Here is a 21,489-nt window from a genome sequence, read left to right on the forward strand (position 1 = left end):
ACGGGCGCAAGGCCGATGGTGATTCGTATACCCGCGATGCCGAGGGCAACTACTGGTACGTCACCCCGTACGGCAAGCGCCTACTCTGCACCGTGGACTAACAGCCGAAAGGAAACCCCAGCCAAGGCTGGGGTCATTCGGCATGCCTTCGTGCGGGATGGAGGAAACGACCGAGGTTAATGAAATGGGTATTCATTTATGCAGGTCGGGGGTAAAAATGCGATCTTTGCAGTCTGGATGTGCTATGTCACTCATCGCGTAGGTTTCGTGTTAGGTCACAGTTTTGCGGAATTTGCAGCGGGGTAGGGGGGCTCGCGCACGCGGGCGAGATTTCTAGTCTGGGTGACGTCATCGACCCGTAGTAAAGGAGTACATAATGAGTGATACATTCACTGCCGCTGTCGTCGAAGAATTCGGACCTACCCTGAATATCCGCGAGGCGGATCTTCCGGAACCGGGTCGCAACCAAGCACTTGTGCGTAACCTTGCGTCGGGCATCTGCCACACGGACGTCCACGCCGCGGAAGGCGACTGGCCTGTGAAGCCGGAGCCACCGTTCATCCCGGGGCACGAGGGCGTGGGCGAAGTGGTCAAGCTGGGGCCGGGCGAGCACACCGTCGAGGTAGGCGACATTGTGGGCAACGTCTGGCTGTGGTCCGCGTGTGGTGTGTGCGAGAAGTGCCGCACCGGCTGGGAAACGCTGTGTGACGAGGCGGAGTATGGTGGCTACACTGTGGACGGCTCGTTCGGCGAGTACATGCTCGTGGACACCCGCTACTGCGCGCGCATCCCGGAAGGCTCGGACCCGATCGAGGTCGCGCCGATTCTTTGCGCTGGCGTCACGGTCTACAAGGGCCTCAAGGTCTCAGAGACACGCCCGGGCCAGTTCATGGTCATCTCCGGCATCGGTGGACTGGGGCACATCGCGGTGCAATACGCCGTCGCCATGGGCATGCGCGTCATCGCGGTGGATATCTCAGAAGAGAAGCTAGCGCTGGCGAAGAAGCACGGCGCCGAGTACACCGTCAACGCCAAGGAAGCGGACCCGGCCGAGGCCGTTACTGAGTACACCAAGGGCGGCGCCCACGGCGTGCTCGTCACGGCCGTTCACCCGCAGGCGTTCGGCCAGGCCATCGGCATGGCGCGCAAGGGCGGCACCATCGTCTTCAACGGCCTGCCGCCGGGAGAGTTCCCCGCGCCCATCTTCGACATTGTCTTCAAGGGCCTCACCATCCGCGGCTCGCTCGTGGGTACACGCCAGGATCTCGAGGAGGCGCTCGACTTCTACGCCCGTGGAATGATTAAGCCGACGGTCGAGGAGGTCAAGCTCGACGACGTCAACGAGGTCTTCGAGGGACTTATCAAGGGCGGCATCGAAGGCCGCCGCGTCATTCGCTATTAGGGCGGAGTCCGCGCCGCACGCACGCGGCGCGGACGCATCTAGGCCGTGGCCTCGAAGAGCCCGCGGCCCCACCAATCGTTGTCATCTGCAAGCCCCGGCGGGCAGGCGAAGATGGCAGACGACTCGTAGCGCACGTACTCATTCATCTTGTCCGACTTCGCGAGCTTCTTTTGAATGGGGATAAACCGCTCGGCAGGGGAGTTGACGATCGCGATGAAGAACAACCCCGCGTCCATATGCCCGAAGTCGTCGATGCCATCCGTGAAGTTATACGCACGCCGTAGCATGCGCGCCCCGCCATTTTCCTGGTGGCTCGCTAGCCGCGCATGCGCCGTAAGCGGAATGACCGGGCCCGACGTACCGACATACTCGTCGAGCGGCAGCTCGTCGAACTCGTTCTCACGGCCGAGCGGCGCGCCTGAGCTCTTGACGCGACCAAACGTCTCCTCCTGGTCGGAGAGCACCTGCCGGTCCCAATTCTCCAGCAGCATACGAATGCGTCGCGTGATGAGGAACGTGCCGCCGTCGAGCCACGAGTTCGTGCCGGAGACCCAGATATGTTCGTCCGCCAGGTCGGTGTCCTCGGCCTTGATATTGTTCGTGCCGTCTTTAAACCCGAAGAGGTTGCGCGGCGTTTGTTGCTCGCGAGTCGTCGTCGACGCATGCCCGAAGCCAAGCTGCGACCACTTGTACTCCACGACGCCGCGGCCAGCGCGCGCGAGGTTCCGGATGGCATGCACGGCGACCTGCGGGTTGTCCGAGCATGCCTGGATGGCAATATCGCCGCCGCAGAGCTTGCCGATGAGCTGGTCTCCCGCAAACTTTGGCAAATCCTCCAGCTCGGCCGGACGTGCGGAGGCAAAGCCAAAGCGCTCGTCAAAGAGCGAGGGGCCAAAGCCGATGGTGAGCGTGAGGTTCGCCGGCTCCAGGTCGTAGGCCTCGCCGGTATCCTGCGGGACAGAGTGCTGGCCGACCTCGGAGATATCCTCATCGACAGCGGTCTGGCCCCGCGTCATGCGCCGCGCCATGGCGGTCCACGTGCGCAGGAGCTCCTCGAGTTCCGCGCGGTCTTTTGATACGACGTTGAACGCCGCGAAGTGGAGACGGTCCTGCTGCGCCGTGACGATGCCGGCCTGGTGCGGGCCGTTGAACTTTACGATAGCTGCGGCGGCCGTGACTCCATCCCGGCCGGAACTATCGGAGCATGCTGTGACCGTCCCCGCGGCGAGTAGACCGGCCCCGCCGAAGAGCGCGCGACGGCTAAAAGAACGACTCATGGCTAGCTCGCTACGACTTCCTGGACGGTGGAGACTTTTTCGGTGAGGACATCGAGGGCATCGGAAAGCTTGCGGCGTTCGTCTTGAGAGACCTTGTCGTAGGAGACGAAGCCATCGCCCTCGCGGTACGTGTCGAGCAGCGTCTGGACGGCGTCGAAACGCTCGTTGATGTCGGTGAGCAGCTGTGGGTCGCGCTCGTTGAGCGCCTTCTCCAGCGACGCGATGGCCGCGCGGGAGCCGTCGAGGTTTGCCTGGAAGTCGTAAAGGTCGGTATGGGAGAAGATGTCTTCTTCGCCGGTGATCTTGGACGTGGCGATCTCGTCGAGCAGGCCCTGAGCGCCGGACGCGATCTGGACGGGCGCGAGCGTGTAGTCGTCCGCGGCCACGCCGTCGACGAGCTCCGCGATGTCCTGTTTGAGCTGGGCGGCGTCCGCCTTGGTCTCGTCCGTGATCTTCTTGTTTACCCAAAGATCCTTTTCGATCTTGTGGAAGCCGGACCAGGTGTCGCCCTCCTGGATGTCGGCCTCGCGCAGGTCGATGCGCGGGTCGAGGTCGTTCGGGAAGGACTCCGCCACGGGTTCGATGCGCTCGTATGGGGTGCGTGCGAGCGGGAAAAGTTCCTTCGCGGTGTCGATATCGTCGGACTCGATGGCGGCGACGAACTCGTCGACCTGCCCCTGCAGCGCGGTGGTCTGCGAGCGGACGTAGGAGATGTACCCGTCGACGGCCTGGGTGAGGACCTCGTCGGTGGAGGCTTCCACGGCCTCGCCGGTCACCTTCAGCGTTTGGGAGAAGCCGTCGCCGACCATTCCCGGCTTACACGTGAGTGTGTAGTCACCCGGGTCCGTTATTTGGACGACGAGCTTGCGGGTGGCGCCTGGGCCGATGTTTTCGACCTCGCCGACGACGCGGCCGCCGGAGGTGTAGACGTAGAACTCCGTGGTCTTCTCACCGTTATTGGTGACTTCGAAGGTCGAGGTGCCGGTGGTGGCCTCGGCGCCGGAGACGGTGCAGGCGTCGTCCGTGGCGGCGACCGTGAAGTTGGTGGATTGCGATTCGTCGACTTTGTCCGCGCAGGCGGTGAGCGATCCCAACGCGAGGCCGGCGACAAGTACAGAGACAGTGCGGTTCATGAGTAGTTAGGCTTTCTTAGTCGGTCGGAGAAACAGGTACAGAGCGATAACGAGGTAGACGGCCCAGCCCACCATGGACAGCGTGGTGGGAGCGGGGACGAGGTTGAAGATGCCCTCGATAAACGTCGCGAGCGCGGTGCCCGGGGCGATGATGTGCGAGACGTCGAAGGCGAGTGTGTGCAGGCCCGGCAGCAGGCCGGCCTCCTGGAGGTCCGTAAGGCCGTAGCGCAGGATGCCTGCGGCGACGATGACGAGCAGGATGCCTGTGACGCGGAAGAACGTGCGCAAGTTGATGCGGATCGCGCCGAAGTACATGGCCACGGCCACCGCGACGGCGATGGCGATGCCTAGCGAGAGGCCAAGCGCTGGCGTGGCCGAGGAACCGTAGGCAAAGGTGTCGAAGACGAGCAGCGCGGTTTCGATGCCCTCGCGGACGACGGCCATAAACGCCAGAACAAAGACAGAGCCGGGGCCGACGGCGATGGCGTGTTCGAGCTTGCCTTCGAGCTCAGCCTTCATATTCTTCGAGGCGCCGTGCATCCACAGCAGCATGTAGCTCACCAGGGCCACGGCGACGAGGCTGCCGATGCCCCCAATAATCTCCTGGCCCACCGTGGTCAGCGTCTTGGTGCCGTAGTAAATGATGGCGAAGACGGCGAGCGTCACGGCGATGGCAGCGGCGACGCCGGCCTAGACCCAGCGCATCTGCTTCGAGTGTCCGGACTTGGTGAGGTAGGCGGCGAGGATGGTGACGACCATGGCGGCCTCGAGGCCCTCGCGCAGGCCGATGAGGAGGTTGGCGAATAACATGGCGTCCTTCCTGAGCAGGTGGGGTGACGGCGGGTCGCGCCGCTTTTATTATCCGACTCAGGTTAGGCTTGACATAATAAAACGGGCGTGATGTGTGACGGCATGCAAAAGGGGCAGCTCACGTAAGGTGAGGCTACCCCAATTTGTGTTAAGCCGCGGTTGCGGCGTGAAGTGCGGAATGTGCTGGTTAGAGCGTGAGACTGCCGTTGACGAGGCCCCACACGGCGGCGATGGCGCCGACGAAGACGAGGGCGACGACGAACCACTCGAAGCCGTTGAAGACGCGCTCCTTCTTGGCTAGGCGCGTGCCGACGTAGGGGATGAGACCCGGGATGACGGCGAGCGCGCCGAGGAGGACGTAGACGAGGTCGGCGGCGTAGATGAGCCACAACGAGTAGATGAAGGCGACGAGGCCAATGGCGAGGTGGTGGCGGTTCTCGCGCGGGGAAACCTCGGGGCCTGAAAGGTCGAATTTGTCGCTGGGGCGCGTGAAACCGCGGCCGCGGGAGGCTAGCAGCACGAGGTAGAGCGCGGAGAAGATGTACGGCAGGAGGTACATGATGGTGGCGAGCTGGACCATCGCGTTATACGAGGTCTCGTTCAAGTAGAACACGACGACGAAGATTTGGATGGCGATGGTCGAGATGAGCTGCGCGACCCACGGGGCACCCGCGATGTTCACGGTGCCGATGCGGCGGGGGAGCAGGCCGTCGACGGCCATGAGCACGATGGGCTCGGCGCAGAGCATCTGCCAGGAGACGTAGGCGCCGAGGACGGACAAGCACAGGCCGAGCGAGATGAGCGCGCCGCCCCAGTGGCCGACGACGGCGGTGAGCACGGAGGCCATTGAATTATCCGGGAGCGCGGCGAGCTCGGCCTGGCTTAGCACGCCGAAGGAGAGCGTGGAGACGGAGACAAGGAGCGCGAGTACGGAGACAAAACCGATGACGGTGGCGCGGCCGACGTCGCGGCGGGTGCGTGCCTGCTTGGAGTAGACCGAAGCACCCTCGACGCCGATGAAGACCCAGACGGTGAACAACATGATGCCCTGGATCTGCTCGAAGAGCGGCGTGCCGGAGTCCTCGCCCCAGAAGTCGAAGGTGAACTTGTCCCAGCTAAAGCCGAGGAACGCGACGAGCACGACGAACGCCAGGATGGGTACGAGCTTGGCCACGGACGTCACCATATTCATAAATGCGGCCTGCTTGATGCCGCGGGCGAGCACCGCGAAGATCGTCCACGACAGCGCGGAGACCGCGATGGCCGAGGCTAAGCGGTGGTCCGCGTCGAAGAACGGCACGTAGTGCCCGATCGTGTTAAAGAACAATGTGGCGTAGCCGACCTGCGCCATGACCGAGCCTAGCCAGTAGCCCCAGCCCGAGGTAAAACCGATAAAGTCGCCCAAGCCCGCGCGCACGTAGGAATAGACGCCCGAGTCGAGCGCTGGCTTGCGCTGCGCCAGGATCTGGAAGACGAAAGCGACGGAGAGCATGCCCACGCCTGCGATGAGCCAGCCGATGAGCATGGCGCCCGGGCCTGCGACCGACGCGATGTTCTGTGGGAGAGAGAAGATGCCCGCGCCGACGGTGGAACCGATGATGAGCGCGACGAGAGTCCAGATGGTGACGGAGTGGGTGCGCGCGCCCGAGCCGTCTGCCGCGGCGGCGCCCGTAAGGGCTGCTGCACCTGTGGAAGGGTTGTTCATCTGTATAAAATTACAGACTTGACGCGGCGGGTGAAAACCGTTGTGAGAAACTAGGAGCTATGACTGTTCTGTTGCTCGATGAACGCTGGCCCGACCTTATCCCCATGGAGGCGCTCGCGCGGGTGACCCAGCCGGTGACGTATACCGGCGAGTTGCCCGTCAAGGTGCGCTGGAACTTCGGGGATCTCGTCACGAAAATCGACCCTACGGGCGTCGGCACCATCGTGACCACGAACGCCGCGGACCCCGCCGTCGCCGTCCGTATCAGCGCCGGCGAGGAGATTATCGAGGCCGCCTCGCGCCACGAGCCGGTCTACGAGGCTCAACGCATCATGTCCGCCGCGCGCTCGCGCGGCGAGTGGGAGATGGGCCAAACCCATCGCTCGCTCCTGCCGTACCTCGCCGAGGAGACGCGGGAGTTTGCTGCGGCGGTGGAGGAGGGGGCATCGGAAAGCGAGCTGTGCACAGAGCTCGGAGACGTGCTGCTGCAGGTGCTTTTCCATGCGGAAATCGCCGCGCGCCGCGGCGCCTTTGATTTTGGCGACGTTGCCACGAGCTTCGTGCGAAAAATGCGCAGCCGCGCGCCCTACTTGTTCGACGGCTCGACCGGCGTCGTGTCGGTCGAGCGCCAAGACGAGCTGTGGGCGCGCGGCAAGGCGAGCGAAGGTTAAGCCTTCGAGGACAGGCTCTCGACGAACGGGAGGACCGTCTCGAGCTGCGAGGACAGGCCGAAGCTGCCCGGTGCGTCAGCCTTGACGATGCCGCAGGCCTGCGCGCGCTGCGCGGTCTGGGTGGAGTACTTCACGGCCGCAAGCGCCAGCGCCGGGTTGGTCGTGCCCTCGACCTTGCCCAGGCCCTGCAGGCCCTTGGCGAGCTGGCTCTGCGTGGTGGTCTCCGTGAGGAGCTCGCCCTCGGTGGCGGAGTCGATGCCCTGGAGTACGGTCTTCAGCGTGCCGCAATCGACGGTGTTGATGACGCCGGACGCGATGGCGTCGGCGCCGAGCAGAGTGCCGAGGTCGAGCTGTGCGGCGGACGCGGACGGGGCGATGGTGAGGGACAGGGCGGCCGCAGCGGCGGCGACGGTGGCGCGAAGCTTCATGAAAATTCCTTAGAACGGTGAGGGAAGAACAACAACACGGTAGAGAACAAAGTTCCGCGCCCACCTTAGTCGTGAATGTGACAAAAGTAAACAGTTGAGACTTAATTGTCATAATCTAGGCGTCGGGCGGGGCAACGCGGCGCAGGTGCGGGGGAGCGCTAGGATTGTCCGTCATGACTGATTGGGTAAAGCGCGCGGGCGGCTGTGGATGTGCTGCGGTCCTCGCCGTCTTCCTTGTCGTCTCTCTCGTCGCGTGGCTCATGTCGTATTTCCATGTGCCGTCTCCCACGCGCACGCTTCAGCCTGTCGATGCCGTCGTCCCGCCGGCTGCGCCCGAGCCCGTCGCGCTCATCGACGTCCACGCGCCCGGCCGCACCGCGGACGAGCTGCGCGAGTGGTCCGCCCCGCTCGCCGCGTCCACGGACGTCTCGGGGCAGGCCCTGCGCGCCTACGGCAACGCGGAACTCATCGCCCGCGACGCCTGGCCCGAATGTCACCTGCAGTGGAACACCCTCGCAGGCCTTGGCTGGGTCGAAACCCGCCACGGCACCTACGGTGGCAGCTGGCTTAAGCCGTCGAACCTCGACGCCACCGGCCGCCCCGACCCGAAGATTGTGGGCATTCCGCTCGACGGCACGAATAACACGGTGCGCATCGAGGACACTGACGGCGGCCTCCTCGACGGCGACACGGAATTTGACCGCGCCGTGGGCCCTCTCCAGTTCATTCCCAGCACGTGGGAACACTTCGGCCTCGACGCGGACGGCGACGGCGTCGCCGACCCACAGCAGATTGATGACGCCGCGCTGAGCGCCGCCAATCTGCTCTGCGATAACGACCGCGATCTCGCCGTGGAAGAGGATTGGCTCGAGGCCATCTACGCCTATAACAACTCACGCGACTACGTCACCCGCGTTGCCAAGGCTGCGAACTCCTACGCCGTGCCGCAGCCGGCAAACTCCTAAAACAAACCTTGCCAACGCCCGCCCGGATGCCCGCGCGGTCTCTCGTCGGGCAAAGGTGGGAAATGCCACACTTTCGGGCGTAATCGGGCACTCTGGCATGGTTTGCCCAGCTGAATCGGGCTGTGGCGGCGCTGTGTGAGCCGCCCATGTCTACTGTTCGGACTGTGACCTTGCTGATTTTTCTGGCCAGCCCCGCCACAGATCGCAAAAATCTGGAACAATTATGGGCGGAATAAAAAACTTCCTCGTTTCAGGCTGGAGCGCATAGAACGTAACGCGCACTGCCGGGCTGATTCGAACCCTTTCAGACCACACACAATGTTTACAGGAGTGAGCACATAATGGCTGGCATCATGCACGTATTTGGCCGTGAAATTCTGGATTCCCGCGGCAACCCGACCGTTGAGGCTGAGGTTTTCCTTGAGGACGGTGCACACGGCGTCGCCGGCGTGCCGTCCGGTGCGTCCACCGGTGTCCACGAGGCCCACGAGCTGCGTGATGGTGGCGACCGCTACCTGGGCAAGGGCGTTCTCAACGCTGTCCACAACATCAACGAGGAAATCGTCGATGAAATCGCCGGTATGGAAGCTGATGATCAGCGCCTCGTCGACGCCAAGCTCATCGAGCTCGACGGCACGGAGAACAAGTCCCGCCTCGGCGCCAACGCCATCCTCGGCGTGTCCATCGCCGTTGCGAAGGCTGCCGCTGAGTCCGCTGGCCTGCCGCTCTACCGCTACATCGGTGGACCGAACGCCCACCTCTTGCCGGTTCCGATGATGAATATCGTTAACGGTGGCGCCCACGCCGACTCGGGCGTTGACGTCCAGGAGTTCATGATTGCCCCGATCGGTGCCGAGTCCTTCTCTGAGGCTCTGCGCATGGGCGCTGAGGTGTACCACTCTCTGAAGTCCGTTATTAAGTCCAAGGGCCTGTCCACCGGCCTCGGTGACGAGGGCGGCTTCGCCCCGGAGGCAGAGTCCACCAAGGCGGCTCTCGACCTTATCGTCGAGGCCATCAAGAAGGCTGGCCTGGAGCCGGGCAAGGACATCGCCCTGGCTCTTGACGTTGCCTCCTCCGAGTTCTACAAGGACGGCAAGTACCACTTCGAGGGCGGCGAGCACACCGCTGAGGAGATGGCCAAGGTCTACGAGGACCTCATCGCGAACTACCCGATCGTCTCCATTGAGGACCCGCTGCAGGAGGATGACTGGGAGGGCTACACCAAGCTCACCGCCGCCATCGGCGACAAGGTTCAGATCGTCGGCGACGACTTCTTCGTCACCAACCCGGCCCGCCTGGCCGAGGGCATCGAGAAGAAGGCCGCCAACGCCCTCCTCGTCAAGGTTAACCAGATCGGTACCCTCACCGAGACCTTCGACGCTGTCGAAATGGCTCACCGCGCCGGCTACCGCACCATGATGTCCCACCGTTCCGGTGAGACCGAGGACACCACCATCGCTGACCTCGCTGTCGCCCTCAACTGCGGCCAGATCAAGACCGGTGCCCCGGCTCGTTCCGAGCGCGTGGCCAAGTACAACCAGCTGCTGCGCATCGAGCAGGAGCTTGGCGATGCCGCCGTCTACGCCGGCCGCTCCGCCTTCCCGCGCTTCCAGGCTTAAAGCCTCGCGTCGCGCCCACCGCGTGGCATGCGCACAGCGCCTAGCGCGCTGACAACTATCCCGCCGTCTATTTCGGACGGCGGGATTTTTGCGTGCGGACTCGCGCCGCGCCCGGAGATCTGCACGGCGGCGGGCTAGGATGGGAAGTCCTATGGCACCCAGCTCGAAGAAGAAGTCGCGGACGACCGTCCCCGTTGCCTCTCGCGACGCGGACCGTCGTGCAGCTGCGCGCGCCGCCGTGAAAGACCGGGCGGAGGCGCGCACGCGCCTCGACATCCTGGGCTGGGGCATTCTGGTTCTCGCACTCATCATCGTGCTCGTCGCGGTGGCCATGCCGCTCAACAACTATTACCAGGGCCGCGCGGAGATTGCGCGCCTCAACGAGGCCATCGCTGCGAAGAGCGCGGAGAAGGAACGTCTCCTCACCGAGATCGACAAGTACCGCTCGGAGTCGTATATCGAGCAGGAAGCCCGCCGCCGCCTGGGCGTGGTGAAGCCAGGGGAGACCGCGTACCGCATCCTCGATCCTAAGATGACGCACGACTCCGCCGTGACGACGGATAAAACGCAGGTTGAGGACTCCCGCGACTGGTACACGGTCCTGTGGGACTCCTTCGCCGAGCCGCCCGTGGACAACGGCGCCGTCTCCGACAGCCCGAACGCCGCAGAAACCGGCGAGTCCGGCGAAATCTCCGAGGCCGTGTCCGAGGCCGTCTCGGAGCAGCAAGGTCCCGCCGACGCAGAAGGCGCGCACGCTCCCGCGGGCCCTGAAGGCGCGCAGGCCCCCGCCGAACCCGCCGCCCAGTAGTCGGAGCGACGCGGCCGCGGGGCGGTAGACGGCCGCGTTCTTCGCCTCCGCGCGCGGTGTGCGACAATATGGGGCATGACCGCGCAAGAAAACGACGCCGCCCAGCTGGCGGCCGATCTCGAGATCGTCAAGGAGCAGCTTGGCCGCTCGGCCCGCGGCGTGCTCGCCATCGCGTACCGTACTCCGGACGGCCAGCCCGCCGTTGTGAAGACCGCGCCGCGCCTGCCCGATGGCACGCCGTTTCCCACGCTGTATTACCTCACGGACCCGCGGCTCACGGCTGAGGCCTCGCGCCTCGAGGTCGCCCACGTCATGAAATGGATGGAATCCCGCCTCGCCGAGGACGAGGAGCTCGCTGCGGACTATCAGCGCGCCCACGAGCACTTCCTGGCTGAGCGCAACGCCATCGAGGACCTCGGCACGCAGTTCTCCGGCGGCGGCATGCCGGACCGCGTCAAGTGCCTCCACGTGCTCATTGCCTATGCGCTTGCCGAGGGCCCGCAACACTTCCGCCTGGGCACCGAGGCCGTCGCCATGGCCGCCGAGTACAAGGATCTGCGCGGCACCGCCATTCCGCAGGACTGGCCGACGGTCGAGGAACTGGGCATCGACATGGCCCAATTCGACGTGCCCAACGCCTAGAACACGGCACGATTACACACACACCGTATCTGCAAGGAGATTCCCATGACCCGTGTGGCAGCCGTCGACTGCGGCACAAATTCCATCCGTCTACTTATCTCGGACGTGCAGCCGGATGGCACCATTCGTGATATCACGCGTCTCATGGAGATCGTGCGCCTAGGCGAGGGCGTCGACGCCACAGGTGAGTTCGCCCCGGCCGCGCTAGAGCGCACCCGCGCGGCGCTCGAGAAGTACGTCAAGCAGATGAAGTTTGAGAAGGTCGAGCGCGTGCGCATGGTCGCCACCTCCGCCTCGCGCGATGCAAGCAACCGCGAGGAGTTCTTCTCCATGACTGCGGAGCTGCTTGGCGAGATTCAGCCCGGTGCACGCGCCGAGGTCATCTCCGGCGACGAGGAGGCGAAGCTCTCCTTTACCGGCGCGGTCGCGGACTTGGGCCGCGATGAGGCACCCTACTGCGTTATCGACGTGGGCGGCGGATCCACCGAGTTTGTGGTCGGCACCGCGGACGGCGAGCTGCTTGGCTCGCATTCGGCGCAAATGGGCTCGGTGCGTCTCACGGAGCGCATCATGCGTTCAGACCCGGCCACGGAGACGGAGCTGGAGATCGCCCGCGACTACGTCGCCGAGCGCATGGAGGATGTCCTCAAGATTGTGCCGCTCGACCAGGCGCGCACCTTCGTCGGCTGCGCTGGCACGTTCACCACGATGTCGGCGCTGGCTCAGGGCCTAGAACGCTACGACTCCGATGCCATTCATGGCTCCGTCCTGCGCTTCGATGCCCTGCGCGTGCTCATTGACCAGATTCTGATCGAGACCAGTGCCTCGCTCGTGCTCAACCCGGTCATTCACCCGGGCCGCGCGGACGTCATCGGCGGCGGCAGCATGGTCGTCCAGGGCATCATCGACGCCGTGGAGAAGGTCACCGAGGCCCGCTCCTTCGTCATCAGCGAGAAGGACATCCTGGACGGCATCATTGCAGGTCTCGCTGCCGAGCTTGCCGATGCCCCCACCTCCTAAAGGCCCGCACCTCCCACCGGGTGGCGCCTAAGGCCGCCCCAATTTTTAGTGCCCGTGGCGAGTGCAATAAGCTAAAGGCACCGAAGGCCCCCATAGCCCAATCGGCAGAGGCAGTTGACTTAAAATCAATTCAGTCAGGGTTCGAGTCCCTGTGGGGGCACCACACAGCACACAGCCAGGATTTTCCTGCGGCCCTGTGCGCATAATTCGGGGGAAATTCCATCAAGAGGCGATAGCTTTACTCGCATGAGTACTTCACCCATGTATGAGGGCGGGCCGCTGGCTCGCCCCAACGACGACGTCGAGGATCAGGGCCTGACCTTTGACATTCAGACCATCCTTACCCGGCGCCGTCTCCTGGGCGTGCTGGGTGTCGGCGCGGGCTCGGCCGCGTTGGCTGCCTGCGCGCCCGGCGGCCAGTCGGCTCCCAGCTCGACTGCGGCCGCGACGACGAGTGCGACGGCGAGCGAGGGGGGCATCGGAAAGCGTGGAGCTTAATACGGAGACGGCTGGGCCGTACCCAGGCGACGGCTCGAACGGTCCGGACGTGCTGGAGGAATCCGGCATTGAACGCCGCGACCTCACGTCTTCGATCGAGGGCGGCGGGAGTATCACGGGCACGCCCATGACGCTCACGATGAACCTCATCGACATCTCCAATAACAATGCGCCGCTCACTGGCACTGCAGTCCGCAGGGCGAGTACTCAATGTATTCGGACGGCGTGACAGGCGAGCCGTGGCTGCGTGGCGTGCAGGTCACCTTCGACTCGCTCGTGCCGGGCTGTTACACGGGGCGCTGGCCGCACATTCACTTTGAGGTCTTTACCTCCATCGGTGGCATTAAGGATGCGACGAATAACGTGTTCACCTCGCAAATCGTGGTGCCGGAAGACGTGGCGCGTGCTGTCTATGAACAGAGTGAGTACAACGGCTCGACGCGCAACCTCGACAGAATCACGCTGGAGACAGACAACGTGTTCTCCGATGGCTGGGACGCGCAGACGCCGACGGTGACGGGGTCTGTGGCCGACGGGTACGCGGTGAGCATCGACGTTCCCGTCGACCCCACCACGAAGGCCCAGGTCGCGGCGGTGCCCATGCCGGGCCAGGGCGGACCTGGGGGCGAGCCGCCGGAGGGCAGCCCGGGCGCGGCGCAGGCGAATGAGTCCGCGTAAGAAACCCCAACGCGCGGGCGGGAACTTCCGCGCGACTTCATGCGTTAAATAGAGGAGAAGAACAAAAACTCTGTGAAAGGACAGTGACTTCCGTGCGCTCTAGCAACCCGGTCATGAACTCTCTGACCAGCTCCAGCCAGGACAGCTACTCTGCAAACCCGTACGCTGGCAGCTCTTTTGACGGCAACCACTACGCACAGCAGGGCTCTGCTGAGCGTCCCATGACCGTTGATGACGTGGTGACGAAGACCGGCATTACCCTCGCCGTCATCATCGTCGGCGCCATTGTCAACTTCGGCATCGCGATCTTTGTGAGCCCAGGTCTGGCCTCGCTGCTCACGCTCGTGGGTGCGCTGGGTGGCTTTGTGACGGTCCTCGTGGCCACGTTCGGTAAGAAGTGGGGCTCTGCGGCCACCACGCTTATCTACGCCGTCTTTGAGGGCCTGTTCGTGGGCGGGTTCTCCTTCATGTTCACCAACGTGACGGTCGGCGGCGCGTCCGCTGCCTCGCTCATCGGCCAGGCGGTGCTCGGTACCGTGGGCGTGTTCATTGGCATGCTCTTCGTCTACAAGACGGGAGCGGTGCGCGTGACGCCGAAGTTCAACAAGATCATGCTGGGCGCGCTCGTGGGTGTGGCTGTGCTGGCGCTGGGCAACCTGTTGCTCGCGCTGTTTACCGGCTTCAGCCCGCTGCGTGACGGCGGCCCGTTGGCGATTATCTTCTCGCTCGTGTGCATCGTCCTCGGCGCGCTGTCCTTCCTCACGGACTTCGACCAAGCAGACCGTCTCATCCGCGCGCAGGCTCCGGCTCGCAACGCCTGGGGCGTGGCGCTGGGGCTCGCCGTGACGCTGGTCTGGCTCTACACGGAGATTCTCCGTCTGCTGAGCTACTTCCAGAATCGCTAAAAGCTTCTAAAACACAGTGCCCGCGGTGACTAGGTCACCGCGGGCACTGTCGTATTTCGTGGGTTTTGAACAGGCCCTATAGCAGCTTCATGGGTAGTACCTGTATGTTGGCTTAATTGCACTTTGGTTATTTGGGGTAGGCGGGGGTAGCCGCTTCAGGCGTTGTGGCGCGCGCGTCTACACGGTTGGCATTGTGGCTTCCAACGCATATCCTGCGGACTTTAATTGCTCTTTACTTTTGCGTTTAAAAGTCTTTATCCGGTTCGGTATTTCTTAATTCTGAGAATTAAGCCGTGAGGGGGAATTCGCCAAATATATTGGGCACAATTGTCCGTGGGGGACACGCTCAGGGCGGTGGTACCTGCGGGGGAGGTGCCACCGCCCGGCGCGGCGGGGGCACTGCTACTCGGGGGTGGTGCCACTGCCGCGTGGCCGTCCTGAGGGGAGGGCGGGCACGCGAAAGCCCGGCCGCACTACGGTGCGGCCGGGCTTTGAGCGTTAGCGTGCTTACTGAGCCGGCTGCTGAATGGTAGCGGCAGTGGCAGCGGCGCCCTCGACGCCTTCCTCAGCGGTGGCAGCAGAGCCCTCGACCGGGGTGGCCTCGCCCGCAATGGTGGCGGCCGGGGTTGTGACCGTGGTTGCGGTGTTGTCTGCAGACTTCTCTGCGGTGACGTTCGGTGCCTGGGTCACGGCGTTGGTGACCTTGACCTCAGAGTCCTTCTCGTGAGCCGGGTGGCATGCAGCAAGAGAGACAGCGGCGGCCACGAGAGCCACAGAAGCAGTGAATTTCTTCATGATGAACAATCCTTGGGTGATGAGAGAAATTAAGCCCCGCGCGGGGTAGCGGCCTTGGCAGAGTCGTACGGAGCGGCGGACTCGATGGTCACCGAGATGGTCTTGCCATTGGGGGCGGTGTATTCACGGGTCTCGCCCTCGTGCGCGCCGAGGATGGCGGCGCCCAACGGGGACTGCTCGGAGTAGGTCTCCAGGTCCTGGTTGTCCGAGGCGGCAGCGCGGGTACCGATGAGGAAGGTTTCCTTATCTTCTTCGTCACCGTTGTAGTAGACGTGGACAACGGTGCCGACGTTGGCGACGCCTTCCTCGATACCGGAACGCTCGGTGGTGGAGTTCGCGAGGACCTCGGAGATCTGCTTGATGCGGGCCTCTTCCTGGTCCTGCATCTCACGCGCGGCGTCGTAGCCGGCGTTCTCTTTGAGGTCGCCTTCCTCGCGGCGCTCGTTGATTTCCGCAGCAACGACCGGACGGTGGTCGATAAGAGCCTGCAGCTCCTCTTCGAGCTTGGCCTTGGTTTCCGGAGTGATGTATTGCTTCTGGTGCTCAGCCATGCGGCGACCTTCCCTTAAAGATGGATTGTGAGGTGTGCTGGTGCAACCAGCATAAGGGCCCAGCCGCAACGAGCGGCCAGACCATGTGTGACTCAAAATTTTAGCACAGCGATATGCCCACGTCGGCCATGGTGTGGTTAGCGGTTTGGAGAAAGTGCGTGCGCGGGGCGCGGTCTAGGACTCGACGTTGTACTGTGGGTTCTCCGTGTCGAGGTACGGCGGGACAAGGCTGGAGCAACCGTAGACGCCGCCAGCGACGGCGCGGGCGTTGGTGGGCACGTCGACGGAGACACGGATCGACTCCTTGCCGTCGGGAGCAAGGGCGATTTCGCGGCGGCCGACCTCGACCTTCTCGTAGTCGTAGGCGACGAGAATGCAGTAGGCGGCTTCCTCAGGACGCGAGCGCGTGATGTCAGCCCACACGCGCGTGGTGTCATCGCTGATGATCTGCTGGGTGACCATGGAGATTTCAGCGTTCGTCTGCTCGCGCGACTGGAAGTAACGGAAGCCGTAGAAGATCGTGGCAATGATGACGGCGACGAAGACCAGCGCGATGGCTTTGCTCGTGATGTTGAAGGAGTCTTCGCGGGATTCATGGTTGGTACGTTCCGCGTAGCGGGCGGAACGGCGCGACTGGCCGCCATCAGATGTGCTCATGGAGACCTAGTTTAGCCGGTGTTCGCGTGTGCCAGAAAGTGGCTTAAACTGTGTAGGGTTACAAGCTTGAAGCGATGAGAAACGATAGTAGGGATTACCGATGAGCGGATTGCGCCTCATGGCCATTCACGCGCACCCGGATGATGAGTCGTCCAAGGGTGCAGCGACGACCGCAAAGTATGCTGCAGAGGGCAACGACGTCCTTGTTCTTACCTGCACCGGCGGCGAGCGCGGCGACATTATCAATCCGGCGATGGACAAGCCGGGCATTGTGGAAAACATGGCTGAAGTGCGCCACGAAGAAATGGCACGCGCCGCCGCGGCCTTGGGCGTGCAGCACCAGTGGCTGGGCTACGTCGACTCCGGCTTGCCGGAGGGCACCCCGGAAGAAATTGAGAACCTGCTGCCCGAGGGCTGCTTTGCCAAGCTCGGCGATGACAACGCGGCGCAGGCGATGGTCAAGGCCATTCGTGACTTTCGCCCGCACGTCATCGTCACCTATGACGAAAACGGCGGCTACCCGCACCCGGACCACCTCATGGTTCACCGCGCGTCCATGATCGCGTGGGAGAAAGCCGGCGACGCGGACTACCACCCGGAGCTGGGCCAGCCGTGGGAGCCGCTCAAGCTCTACTACACGCACGGCTTCGTCTTCCAGCGCATGAAGCTCTTCCACGACGAGCTGCTGGCAGCGGGCAAGCCGAGTCCGTACGCGCCGATGATGGCCCGCTGGGACACGACGTTCGGCGACATCATGTCCCGTGTCACCACGCAGGTCGAGTGTGGTGATTACTTCGAGCAGCGCGAGGCGGCGCTGCGCGCCCACGCGACGCAGATCGATCCGGCCGGCGCGTTCCTTATTACGCCGGCGGCGGACCAGCGCCGCCTGTGGCCCACGGAGGAATTCGAACTCGCGCGCACCCGCGTAGCGACGGATCTTCCGGAGACCGATCTATTTGCGGGCATCCAAGAAAAAGAGGAAGCTTAAGCCATGACCATTGTTAGTACTCTCGCCGCTGCTACGTCCTCCATGCAGCCGACGCTGTACGTGCTCGCGCAGTCGACCGCGTCAGATGGCCCGATGGGCCCTGAGTTTGGCAAGGCCTCGCCCATTGGCCTGCTCGTCCTCGCGCTCATGGGTGTCGCCGTGCTGACCGCTGGCTGGTTCTTCCATCGCCGCTACTCGCGGTTCCGCCGCCGCCAGCTCTTCGCGCAAGATCACGGCATTGATCCTTTCGATCAGGAGGCTCTCGATGCCGCGATGAAGGACGCCGGCATTTACGACAACAGCAAGAAGTTCATCTTCTAGTCTCGTGCCTACACACCCGCGGGATGGCCTCGTGCCGCTCGCGGGTTTCTCATGTCGCGGGTGCGGTGTCCCGTCTCATGGGGGATAGGCTCACCCCCGTATGCTACGGTAAGCGGTATGTTCGTTCACCGATTTTATTTTGGCAAGGCTCCGGGTATGACCCGCGCGCTTGCCACGTTGTCGGCATAACGCACACCTTTTAAGCCCGGAGCCTTGAAGCAGCCCTCACGATGAGGAGCTGCTTTTTGTTTGCCGCTCCGAGGCTTGGAAGCTTGCGGGGCGGCGGCTCATCCCGAACCACAGAAAGTTTCCCGCGATGTCCGCACCCGTCTCCCTGTCCCACCCGGCCTCGACGTCCAACCGCCGTGTCCGCGCCTTCCATGAGCTGCCCACGCCGGCCGAGCTCCAAGCAGAACATCCGCTCACCCCGGAGCAAATGGCCGCCGTCGAGCGTGACCGCCAGGAGATCGCGGAGGTCTTCGACGGCGAAGATGACCGCCTCGTCGTGGTCGTTGGTCCCTGCTCTATCCATGACCCGGTAGCGGCGATGGACTACGCCAACCGTCTGGCGCCGCTCGCCCGCGCGCTGTCGGACGACCTCAAGGTGGTCATGCGCGTGTACTTCGAAAAACCGCGCACGACGGTGGGCTGGAAGGGCCTGATCAACGACCCGCACCTAGACCAGAGCTTCGACATTCCGGGTGGCCTGCGCCTGGCCCGCAAGATCCTCACCGACGTTGTCAACCTGGGGCTGCCCGCCGCATGCGAGTTCCTGGAGCCGAACTCCCCGCAGTACTACGCGGACGCCGTCGCCTGGGGCGCCATCGGCGCGCGTACGACGGAGTCCCAAGTTCACCGCCAGCTCGCCTCCGGCATGTCCATGCCCATTGGCTTCAAGAACGGCACAGACGGCAACGTCCAGGTCGCCATCGACGCGGTGGGCGCCGCCAGCAAGCCGCACTTCTTCTTCGGCACCTCGGATGACGGCGCCCCGTCCGTCGTGGAGACGGACGGCAACCGCCACTGCCACATCATCCTGCGCGGCGGGACGAGCGGACCGAACTTTGAGGCGGCATCGGTAAGCGCCGCGGTGGAGACGCTGGGGGAGGATGCGCGGCTGATGATTGATGCCTCGCACGCGAACTCCGGCAAGGATCACGTGCGCCAGGCTGAGGTCGCGCGCGACATCGCGGCGCAGGTCGCGGCCGGCAACGAGCACATCGCGGGCATTATGCTCGAGTCCTTCCTCGTGGACGGCGCGCAGAAGCTGGGCGATGACCCGAGCGAGCTCACCTACGGCCAGTCGATCACGGATAAGTGCATGGACTTCGACGTCACTGTGGATTTGCTGGCAGAACTGGCCTCGGCGGTTCGCGCGCGGCGTGCGGGGCGCTAGACTAGACACCGTGAAATTTGAGCCACGACTGCCCGCGCTGCCGAAGGTCCTCTACCCGTTGTACGAGGCCCGGCTTCTGCGTGATCTCAAGGGCGTTCCGCAGCCCAAGCACGTGGCGATTATGGCGGACGGCAACCGTCGCTGGGCGCGCGAGGCTGGCTTCGACGATGTGAGCCACGGCCACCGCGTGGGTGCTGCGAAGATCGGCGAGATGATCGGCTGGTGCGCCGACACCGAGGTCGAGGTCGTCACCATTTATCTGCTCTCCACGGAGAACCTCAAGCGCTCTGCGGAGGAAGTAGACCTGCTCTTCGACATTATTTCCGATGTCATCGAACACCTCTCCAGCATGGAGCTAGACTGCCAGGTCCGCCTCGTCGGCCACCTCGATCTGCTGCCCGAGGTGGTGTCCTCGCGTATGCAGGCGGCGGCGGGGCCGACGAAGGACAACCAGGGCATCATCGTCAACGTCGCCGTGGGCTACGGCGGACGCCAGGAGATCGTGGACGCCGTCCAGAACCTCATCCGCGCCGAGGCTGCCGCTGGCACCTCCGCGACGGAGATGGCCTCGCGCATTACTGCGGAGTCCATCACGTCGCACCTGTACACGAAGGGGCTGCCGGACCCGGACCTCGTGATCCGTACCTCTGGCGAACAACGCCTGTCCGGCTTCCTCCTGTGGCAGTCCGCGTATTCAGAAATCTGGTTCACGGATACGTACTGGCCGGCGTTCCGCAAGATCGACTTCCTGCGCGCGCTGCGCGACTATTCCCATCGTTCCCGGCGGTTTGGCAAGTGACGACGGTCTTTTACACCAGCGTCTACGGCGCGACCCGCGAGTATGCGATGGAGCTGGGGCGGCTTCTCGATGCCTCCGTGGTGGACTTCGCCGACGCCTCGCTTGCCCCGTCCGACGGACCCGTGATCGTGGCTTCTTACGTCCACGGACCTAGCATCCCGGCCGCGTCCTTTATCAAGGACCACGACTTTGGCACGCGTCCCGTCGCCGCGGTGGCCGTGGGCATGACGCTGCTCGAAGCCGCGCGCGAGAAGGACCAGCTCGCCGGCATGGTCCCAGACGTTGCGCGTTTTTACCTGCCTGGGCGCATGAACTACTCGGAGCTGTCCGCCGCGCACCGCACGGTGATGATGGGCGTTATCTCCGCGCTCAAGCTCAAGCCGCGCAAGTCGGACAATGAGCATGCGATGATCGACGCCTACGACCAAGACGTCGATCGCGTGGACTTTGCAGAGCTGGCGCCCATCGTGGAGTGGGCTCGCGCGCACGGCGCTTAAAGTTTGCGCATGCGTACGCGCTCGACGTGGTGATTCTCGCCCTTGCGCAGCACCAGTGAGGCGCGCACGCGCGTGGGCAAAATATTCTCCACCAAGTTGGGCAGGTTGATGGACTGCCAGATTTCACGCGCCTGCGTATACGCGCGTGTGTCATCCAAGTCGGCATAGTGGGAGAAGTGCGCGCCGGGCTGGCGGAAGGCGGTCTGGCGCAGCTTGAGGAAGCGCTCGATGTACCACTTCTCGACAATCGAGGTGCGGGCGTCGACGTAGACGGAGAAATCCACGAGGTCAGAGACCATGAGCGTGGGGCCAGTCTGAAGGACGTTGAGGCCCTCCAGGATGAGGATGTCGGGCTGCGCGATGATCTGCTTCTCACCCGGCACGATGTCGTAATTGATGTGGGAGTAGACGGGGGCTTCGACCTTCGGGCGGCCGGACTTTACCTCGGTGACAAAACGCATGAGCGCGCGGCGGTCATAGGACTCGGGGAAGCCCTTGCGGCTCATGAGCCCGCGTTCCTTCAGCGTGGCAGTGGGGTAGAGGAATCCATCCGTGGTGACGAGGTCGACTTTGGGGTGGGACTCCCAACGCTGCAGCAGTACCTGCAGTAGACGCGCCGTGGTGGACTTGCCCACAGCCACGGAGCCGGCGACGGCGATGACGAACGGGACGTGATTAGGTGGGTTGCCCAGGAAGTGGTCCGTGGCCGTCGTGAGCTTCTGGCGGGCGGAGACCTGCATGTGGATAAGGCGGGAGAGCGGCAGGTAGATGTCTGCGACTTCGTGAAGGTCAATGTTTTCGCCGATGCCGGAGAGCTCCTCGACCTCGGTGGCCGTGAGCACTTGCGGCATGGAGTTGCGCAGTGCCCGCCACGCTTCGCGGTCGAAGTCGAGGTACGGGCTGGGATCGGTAAAGCGCGCCATG

General features: G+C 63.9%; 24 protein-coding genes, 1 tRNA gene and 1 pseudogene. 17 read left to right on the forward strand and 9 right to left on the reverse strand.

Features of this window, described 5'->3' with window-relative positions:
• The first annotated feature begins 376 nt into the window (after window positions 1-376).
• Window positions 377-1,402: a zinc-dependent alcohol dehydrogenase gene (locus HMPREF3227_RS01155; protein WP_066491396.1), complete on the forward strand. Its 1,026-nt coding sequence runs from the start codon at window positions 377-379 to the stop codon at window positions 1,400-1,402.
• A 38-nt stretch (window positions 1,403-1,440) separates the two neighbouring features.
• Here HMPREF3227_RS01155 and efeB read toward each other — a convergent pair whose 3' ends face one another.
• The 4 genes and pseudogenes from efeB to HMPREF3227_RS01175 all read right to left on the reverse strand — a co-directional run bounded on the left by efeB (window position 1,441) and on the right by HMPREF3227_RS01175 (window position 6,327).
• A complete protein-coding gene (efeB, locus tag HMPREF3227_RS01160) occupies window positions 1,441-2,679 on the reverse strand; it encodes an iron uptake transporter deferrochelatase/peroxidase subunit (protein WP_066509571.1) in 1,239 nt (412 codons plus the stop codon).
• Between the two features lie 2 nt (window positions 2,680-2,681).
• The gene (efeO, locus tag HMPREF3227_RS01165; protein WP_066491389.1) at window positions 2,682-3,812 is read right to left on the reverse strand and encodes an iron uptake system protein EfeO; all 1,131 of its coding nucleotides are present in this window, start codon (window positions 3,810-3,812) and stop codon (window positions 2,682-2,684) included.
• 6 nt (window positions 3,813-3,818) lie between these two features.
• Window positions 3,819-4,622, reverse strand: a pseudogene (efeU, locus tag HMPREF3227_RS01170) (iron uptake transporter permease EfeU).
• A 187-nt stretch (window positions 4,623-4,809) separates the two neighbouring features.
• Entirely contained in the window at window positions 4,810-6,327 is a 1,518-nt protein-coding gene (locus tag HMPREF3227_RS01175; RefSeq protein ID WP_082750208.1) for an amino acid permease, read from the reverse strand.
• Window positions 6,328-6,386: 59 nt separating this feature from the next.
• On the opposite strand from HMPREF3227_RS01175, the gene HMPREF3227_RS01180 reads away from it, so the two are divergent.
• On the forward strand, window positions 6,387-6,998 hold the full coding sequence (locus HMPREF3227_RS01180) for a MazG nucleotide pyrophosphohydrolase domain-containing protein (RefSeq protein ID WP_066491380.1): 612 nt from the start codon (window positions 6,387-6,389) through the stop codon (window positions 6,996-6,998).
• Here HMPREF3227_RS01180 and HMPREF3227_RS01185 read toward each other — a convergent pair.
• Window positions 6,995-7,426 carry a hypothetical protein gene (locus HMPREF3227_RS01185; RefSeq protein WP_066491372.1) on the reverse strand — a complete coding sequence of 144 codons (432 nt, stop codon included), beginning with the start codon at window positions 7,424-7,426 and terminating at the stop codon, window positions 6,995-6,997. The genes HMPREF3227_RS01180 and HMPREF3227_RS01185 overlap by 4 nt on opposite strands.
• A gap of 173 nt (window positions 7,427-7,599) precedes the next feature.
• Between HMPREF3227_RS01185 and HMPREF3227_RS01190 the strand changes: the two genes are divergently transcribed.
• The 10 genes from HMPREF3227_RS01190 to HMPREF3227_RS01225 all read left to right on the forward strand — a co-directional run bounded on the left by HMPREF3227_RS01190 (window position 7,600) and on the right by HMPREF3227_RS01225 (window position 14,561).
• The gene (locus HMPREF3227_RS01190) at window positions 7,600-8,391 is read left to right on the forward strand and encodes a lytic transglycosylase domain-containing protein (protein ID WP_066509574.1); all 792 of its coding nucleotides are present in this window, start codon (window positions 7,600-7,602) and stop codon (window positions 8,389-8,391) included.
• Between the two features lie 341 nt (window positions 8,392-8,732).
• The gene (eno, locus tag HMPREF3227_RS01195; RefSeq protein ID WP_066491368.1) at window positions 8,733-10,010 is read left to right on the forward strand and encodes a phosphopyruvate hydratase; all 1,278 of its coding nucleotides are present in this window, start codon (window positions 8,733-8,735) and stop codon (window positions 10,008-10,010) included.
• Window positions 10,011-10,161: 151 nt separating this feature from the next.
• Window positions 10,162-10,818, forward strand: a complete 657-nt coding sequence (locus HMPREF3227_RS01200) for an FtsB family cell division protein (protein ID WP_070539418.1) — start codon at window positions 10,162-10,164, stop codon at window positions 10,816-10,818.
• Window positions 10,819-10,893: 75 nt separating this feature from the next.
• Window positions 10,894-11,460, forward strand: coding sequence for a DUF501 domain-containing protein (locus HMPREF3227_RS01205; RefSeq protein WP_066509577.1), 567 nt, complete (start codon window positions 10,894-10,896; stop codon window positions 11,458-11,460).
• 45 nt (window positions 11,461-11,505) lie between these two features.
• Window positions 11,506-12,480 (forward strand): Ppx/GppA phosphatase family protein, encoded by a 975-nt coding sequence (locus HMPREF3227_RS01210; protein WP_066491363.1) that lies wholly within the window; start codon window positions 11,506-11,508, stop codon window positions 12,478-12,480.
• Between the two features lie 86 nt (window positions 12,481-12,566).
• Window positions 12,567-12,643 (forward strand) — tRNA-Leu (locus HMPREF3227_RS01215).
• 83 nt (window positions 12,644-12,726) lie between these two features.
• On the forward strand, window positions 12,727-12,978 hold the full coding sequence (locus HMPREF3227_RS13945) for a hypothetical protein (protein ID WP_369814845.1): 252 nt from the start codon (window positions 12,727-12,729) through the stop codon (window positions 12,976-12,978).
• A complete protein-coding gene (locus HMPREF3227_RS13950; RefSeq protein WP_066491358.1) occupies window positions 12,968-13,207 on the forward strand; it encodes a hypothetical protein in 240 nt (79 codons plus the stop codon). Before HMPREF3227_RS13945 ends, HMPREF3227_RS13950 begins: the two co-directional genes overlap by 11 nt.
• Window positions 13,189-13,656, forward strand: coding sequence for a peptidase associated/transthyretin-like domain-containing protein (locus tag HMPREF3227_RS13955; RefSeq protein WP_329601859.1), 468 nt, complete (start codon window positions 13,189-13,191; stop codon window positions 13,654-13,656). Before HMPREF3227_RS13950 ends, HMPREF3227_RS13955 begins: the two co-directional genes overlap by 19 nt.
• A gap of 92 nt (window positions 13,657-13,748) precedes the next feature.
• Complete coding sequence (locus HMPREF3227_RS01225; RefSeq protein WP_066491425.1) at window positions 13,749-14,561, forward strand: Bax inhibitor-1/YccA family protein; 813 nt, start codon at window positions 13,749-13,751, stop codon at window positions 14,559-14,561.
• Window positions 14,562-15,068: 507 nt separating this feature from the next.
• Here the strand turns inward: HMPREF3227_RS01225 and HMPREF3227_RS01230 are convergent.
• The 3 genes from HMPREF3227_RS01230 to HMPREF3227_RS01240 all read right to left on the reverse strand — a co-directional run bounded on the left by HMPREF3227_RS01230 (window position 15,069) and on the right by HMPREF3227_RS01240 (window position 16,564).
• Window positions 15,069-15,356, reverse strand: coding sequence for a hypothetical protein (locus HMPREF3227_RS01230; RefSeq protein WP_066491347.1), 288 nt, complete (start codon window positions 15,354-15,356; stop codon window positions 15,069-15,071).
• A 29-nt stretch (window positions 15,357-15,385) separates the two neighbouring features.
• The gene (gene greA / locus HMPREF3227_RS01235; RefSeq protein WP_066491344.1) at window positions 15,386-15,907 is read right to left on the reverse strand and encodes a transcription elongation factor GreA; all 522 of its coding nucleotides are present in this window, start codon (window positions 15,905-15,907) and stop codon (window positions 15,386-15,388) included.
• Window positions 15,908-16,081: 174 nt separating this feature from the next.
• The gene (locus HMPREF3227_RS01240; protein ID WP_066491338.1) at window positions 16,082-16,564 is read right to left on the reverse strand and encodes a DUF4307 domain-containing protein; all 483 of its coding nucleotides are present in this window, start codon (window positions 16,562-16,564) and stop codon (window positions 16,082-16,084) included.
• A gap of 100 nt (window positions 16,565-16,664) precedes the next feature.
• Here HMPREF3227_RS01240 and mca point away from each other — a divergent pair, with 100 nt between their 5' ends.
• From mca to HMPREF3227_RS01265, 5 genes are all read left to right on the forward strand, one after another.
• Window positions 16,665-17,552 carry a mycothiol conjugate amidase Mca gene (gene mca, locus HMPREF3227_RS01245; RefSeq protein ID WP_066491334.1) on the forward strand — a complete coding sequence of 296 codons (888 nt, stop codon included), beginning with the start codon at window positions 16,665-16,667 and terminating at the stop codon, window positions 17,550-17,552.
• Window positions 17,553-17,555: 3 nt separating this feature from the next.
• On the forward strand, window positions 17,556-17,873 hold the full coding sequence (locus HMPREF3227_RS01250; RefSeq protein ID WP_066491326.1) for a hypothetical protein: 318 nt from the start codon (window positions 17,556-17,558) through the stop codon (window positions 17,871-17,873).
• 316 nt (window positions 17,874-18,189) lie between these two features.
• Entirely contained in the window at window positions 18,190-19,269 is a 1,080-nt protein-coding gene (locus HMPREF3227_RS01255; protein WP_066491323.1) for a 3-deoxy-7-phosphoheptulonate synthase, read from the forward strand.
• A 28-nt stretch (window positions 19,270-19,297) separates the two neighbouring features.
• Window positions 19,298-20,068, forward strand: coding sequence for an isoprenyl transferase (locus HMPREF3227_RS01260; protein WP_066509612.1), 771 nt, complete (start codon window positions 19,298-19,300; stop codon window positions 20,066-20,068).
• On the forward strand, window positions 20,065-20,565 hold the full coding sequence (locus HMPREF3227_RS01265; protein WP_066509583.1) for a flavodoxin domain-containing protein: 501 nt from the start codon (window positions 20,065-20,067) through the stop codon (window positions 20,563-20,565). Before HMPREF3227_RS01260 ends, HMPREF3227_RS01265 begins: the two co-directional genes overlap by 4 nt.
• Here the strand turns inward: HMPREF3227_RS01265 and coaA are convergent.
• Entirely contained in the window at window positions 20,562-21,488 is a 927-nt protein-coding gene (coaA, locus tag HMPREF3227_RS01270) for a type I pantothenate kinase (protein ID WP_066491416.1), read from the reverse strand. The two genes, HMPREF3227_RS01265 and coaA, sit on opposite strands and share 4 nt — an antisense overlap.
• Between the last annotated feature and the right edge of the window lies 1 nt (window position 21,489).

The sequence above is a fragment of the Corynebacterium sp. CMW7794 genome (assembly GCF_001563605.1).
Classification (GTDB): Bacteria; Actinomycetota; Actinomycetes; order Mycobacteriales; family Mycobacteriaceae; genus Corynebacterium; species Corynebacterium phoceense.

Excerpts from the sequence above, each read along its gene's own strand:
- HMPREF3227_RS01155 (WP_066491396.1), top strand. The coding sequence starts at position 377 with ATGAGTGATACATTCACTGCCGCTGTCGTCGAAGAATTCGGACCTACC.
- efeB (WP_066509571.1), bottom strand. The coding sequence starts at position 2,679 with ATGAGTCGTTCTTTTAGCCGTCGCGCGCTCTTCGGCGGGGCCGGTCTA.
- efeO (WP_066491389.1), bottom strand. The coding sequence starts at position 3,812 with ATGAACCGCACTGTCTCTGTACTTGTCGCCGGCCTCGCGTTGGGATCG.
- HMPREF3227_RS01175 (WP_082750208.1), bottom strand. The coding sequence starts at position 6,327 with ATGAACAACCCTTCCACAGGTGCAGCAGCCCTTACGGGCGCCGCCGCG.
- HMPREF3227_RS01180 (WP_066491380.1), top strand. The coding sequence starts at position 6,387 with ATGACTGTTCTGTTGCTCGATGAACGCTGGCCCGACCTTATCCCCATG.
- HMPREF3227_RS01185 (WP_066491372.1), bottom strand. The coding sequence starts at position 7,426 with ATGAAGCTTCGCGCCACCGTCGCCGCCGCTGCGGCCGCCCTGTCCCTC.
- HMPREF3227_RS01190 (WP_066509574.1), top strand. The coding sequence starts at position 7,600 with ATGACTGATTGGGTAAAGCGCGCGGGCGGCTGTGGATGTGCTGCGGTC.
- eno (WP_066491368.1), top strand. The coding sequence starts at position 8,733 with ATGGCTGGCATCATGCACGTATTTGGCCGTGAAATTCTGGATTCCCGC.
- HMPREF3227_RS01200 (WP_070539418.1), top strand. The coding sequence starts at position 10,162 with ATGGCACCCAGCTCGAAGAAGAAGTCGCGGACGACCGTCCCCGTTGCC.
- HMPREF3227_RS01205 (WP_066509577.1), top strand. The coding sequence starts at position 10,894 with ATGACCGCGCAAGAAAACGACGCCGCCCAGCTGGCGGCCGATCTCGAG.
- HMPREF3227_RS01210 (WP_066491363.1), top strand. The coding sequence starts at position 11,506 with ATGACCCGTGTGGCAGCCGTCGACTGCGGCACAAATTCCATCCGTCTA.
- HMPREF3227_RS13945 (WP_369814845.1), top strand. The coding sequence starts at position 12,727 with ATGAGTACTTCACCCATGTATGAGGGCGGGCCGCTGGCTCGCCCCAAC.
- HMPREF3227_RS13955 (WP_329601859.1), top strand. The coding sequence starts at position 13,189 with ATGTATTCGGACGGCGTGACAGGCGAGCCGTGGCTGCGTGGCGTGCAG.
- HMPREF3227_RS01230 (WP_066491347.1), bottom strand. The coding sequence starts at position 15,356 with ATGAAGAAATTCACTGCTTCTGTGGCTCTCGTGGCCGCCGCTGTCTCT.
- greA (WP_066491344.1), bottom strand. The coding sequence starts at position 15,907 with ATGGCTGAGCACCAGAAGCAATACATCACTCCGGAAACCAAGGCCAAG.
- HMPREF3227_RS01240 (WP_066491338.1), bottom strand. The coding sequence starts at position 16,564 with ATGAGCACATCTGATGGCGGCCAGTCGCGCCGTTCCGCCCGCTACGCG.
- mca (WP_066491334.1), top strand. The coding sequence starts at position 16,665 with ATGAGCGGATTGCGCCTCATGGCCATTCACGCGCACCCGGATGATGAG.
- HMPREF3227_RS01250 (WP_066491326.1), top strand. The coding sequence starts at position 17,556 with ATGACCATTGTTAGTACTCTCGCCGCTGCTACGTCCTCCATGCAGCCG.
- HMPREF3227_RS01255 (WP_066491323.1), top strand. The coding sequence starts at position 18,190 with ATGTCCGCACCCGTCTCCCTGTCCCACCCGGCCTCGACGTCCAACCGC.
- coaA (WP_066491416.1), bottom strand. The coding sequence starts at position 21,488 with ATGGCGCGCTTTACCGATCCCAGCCCGTACCTCGACTTCGACCGCGAA.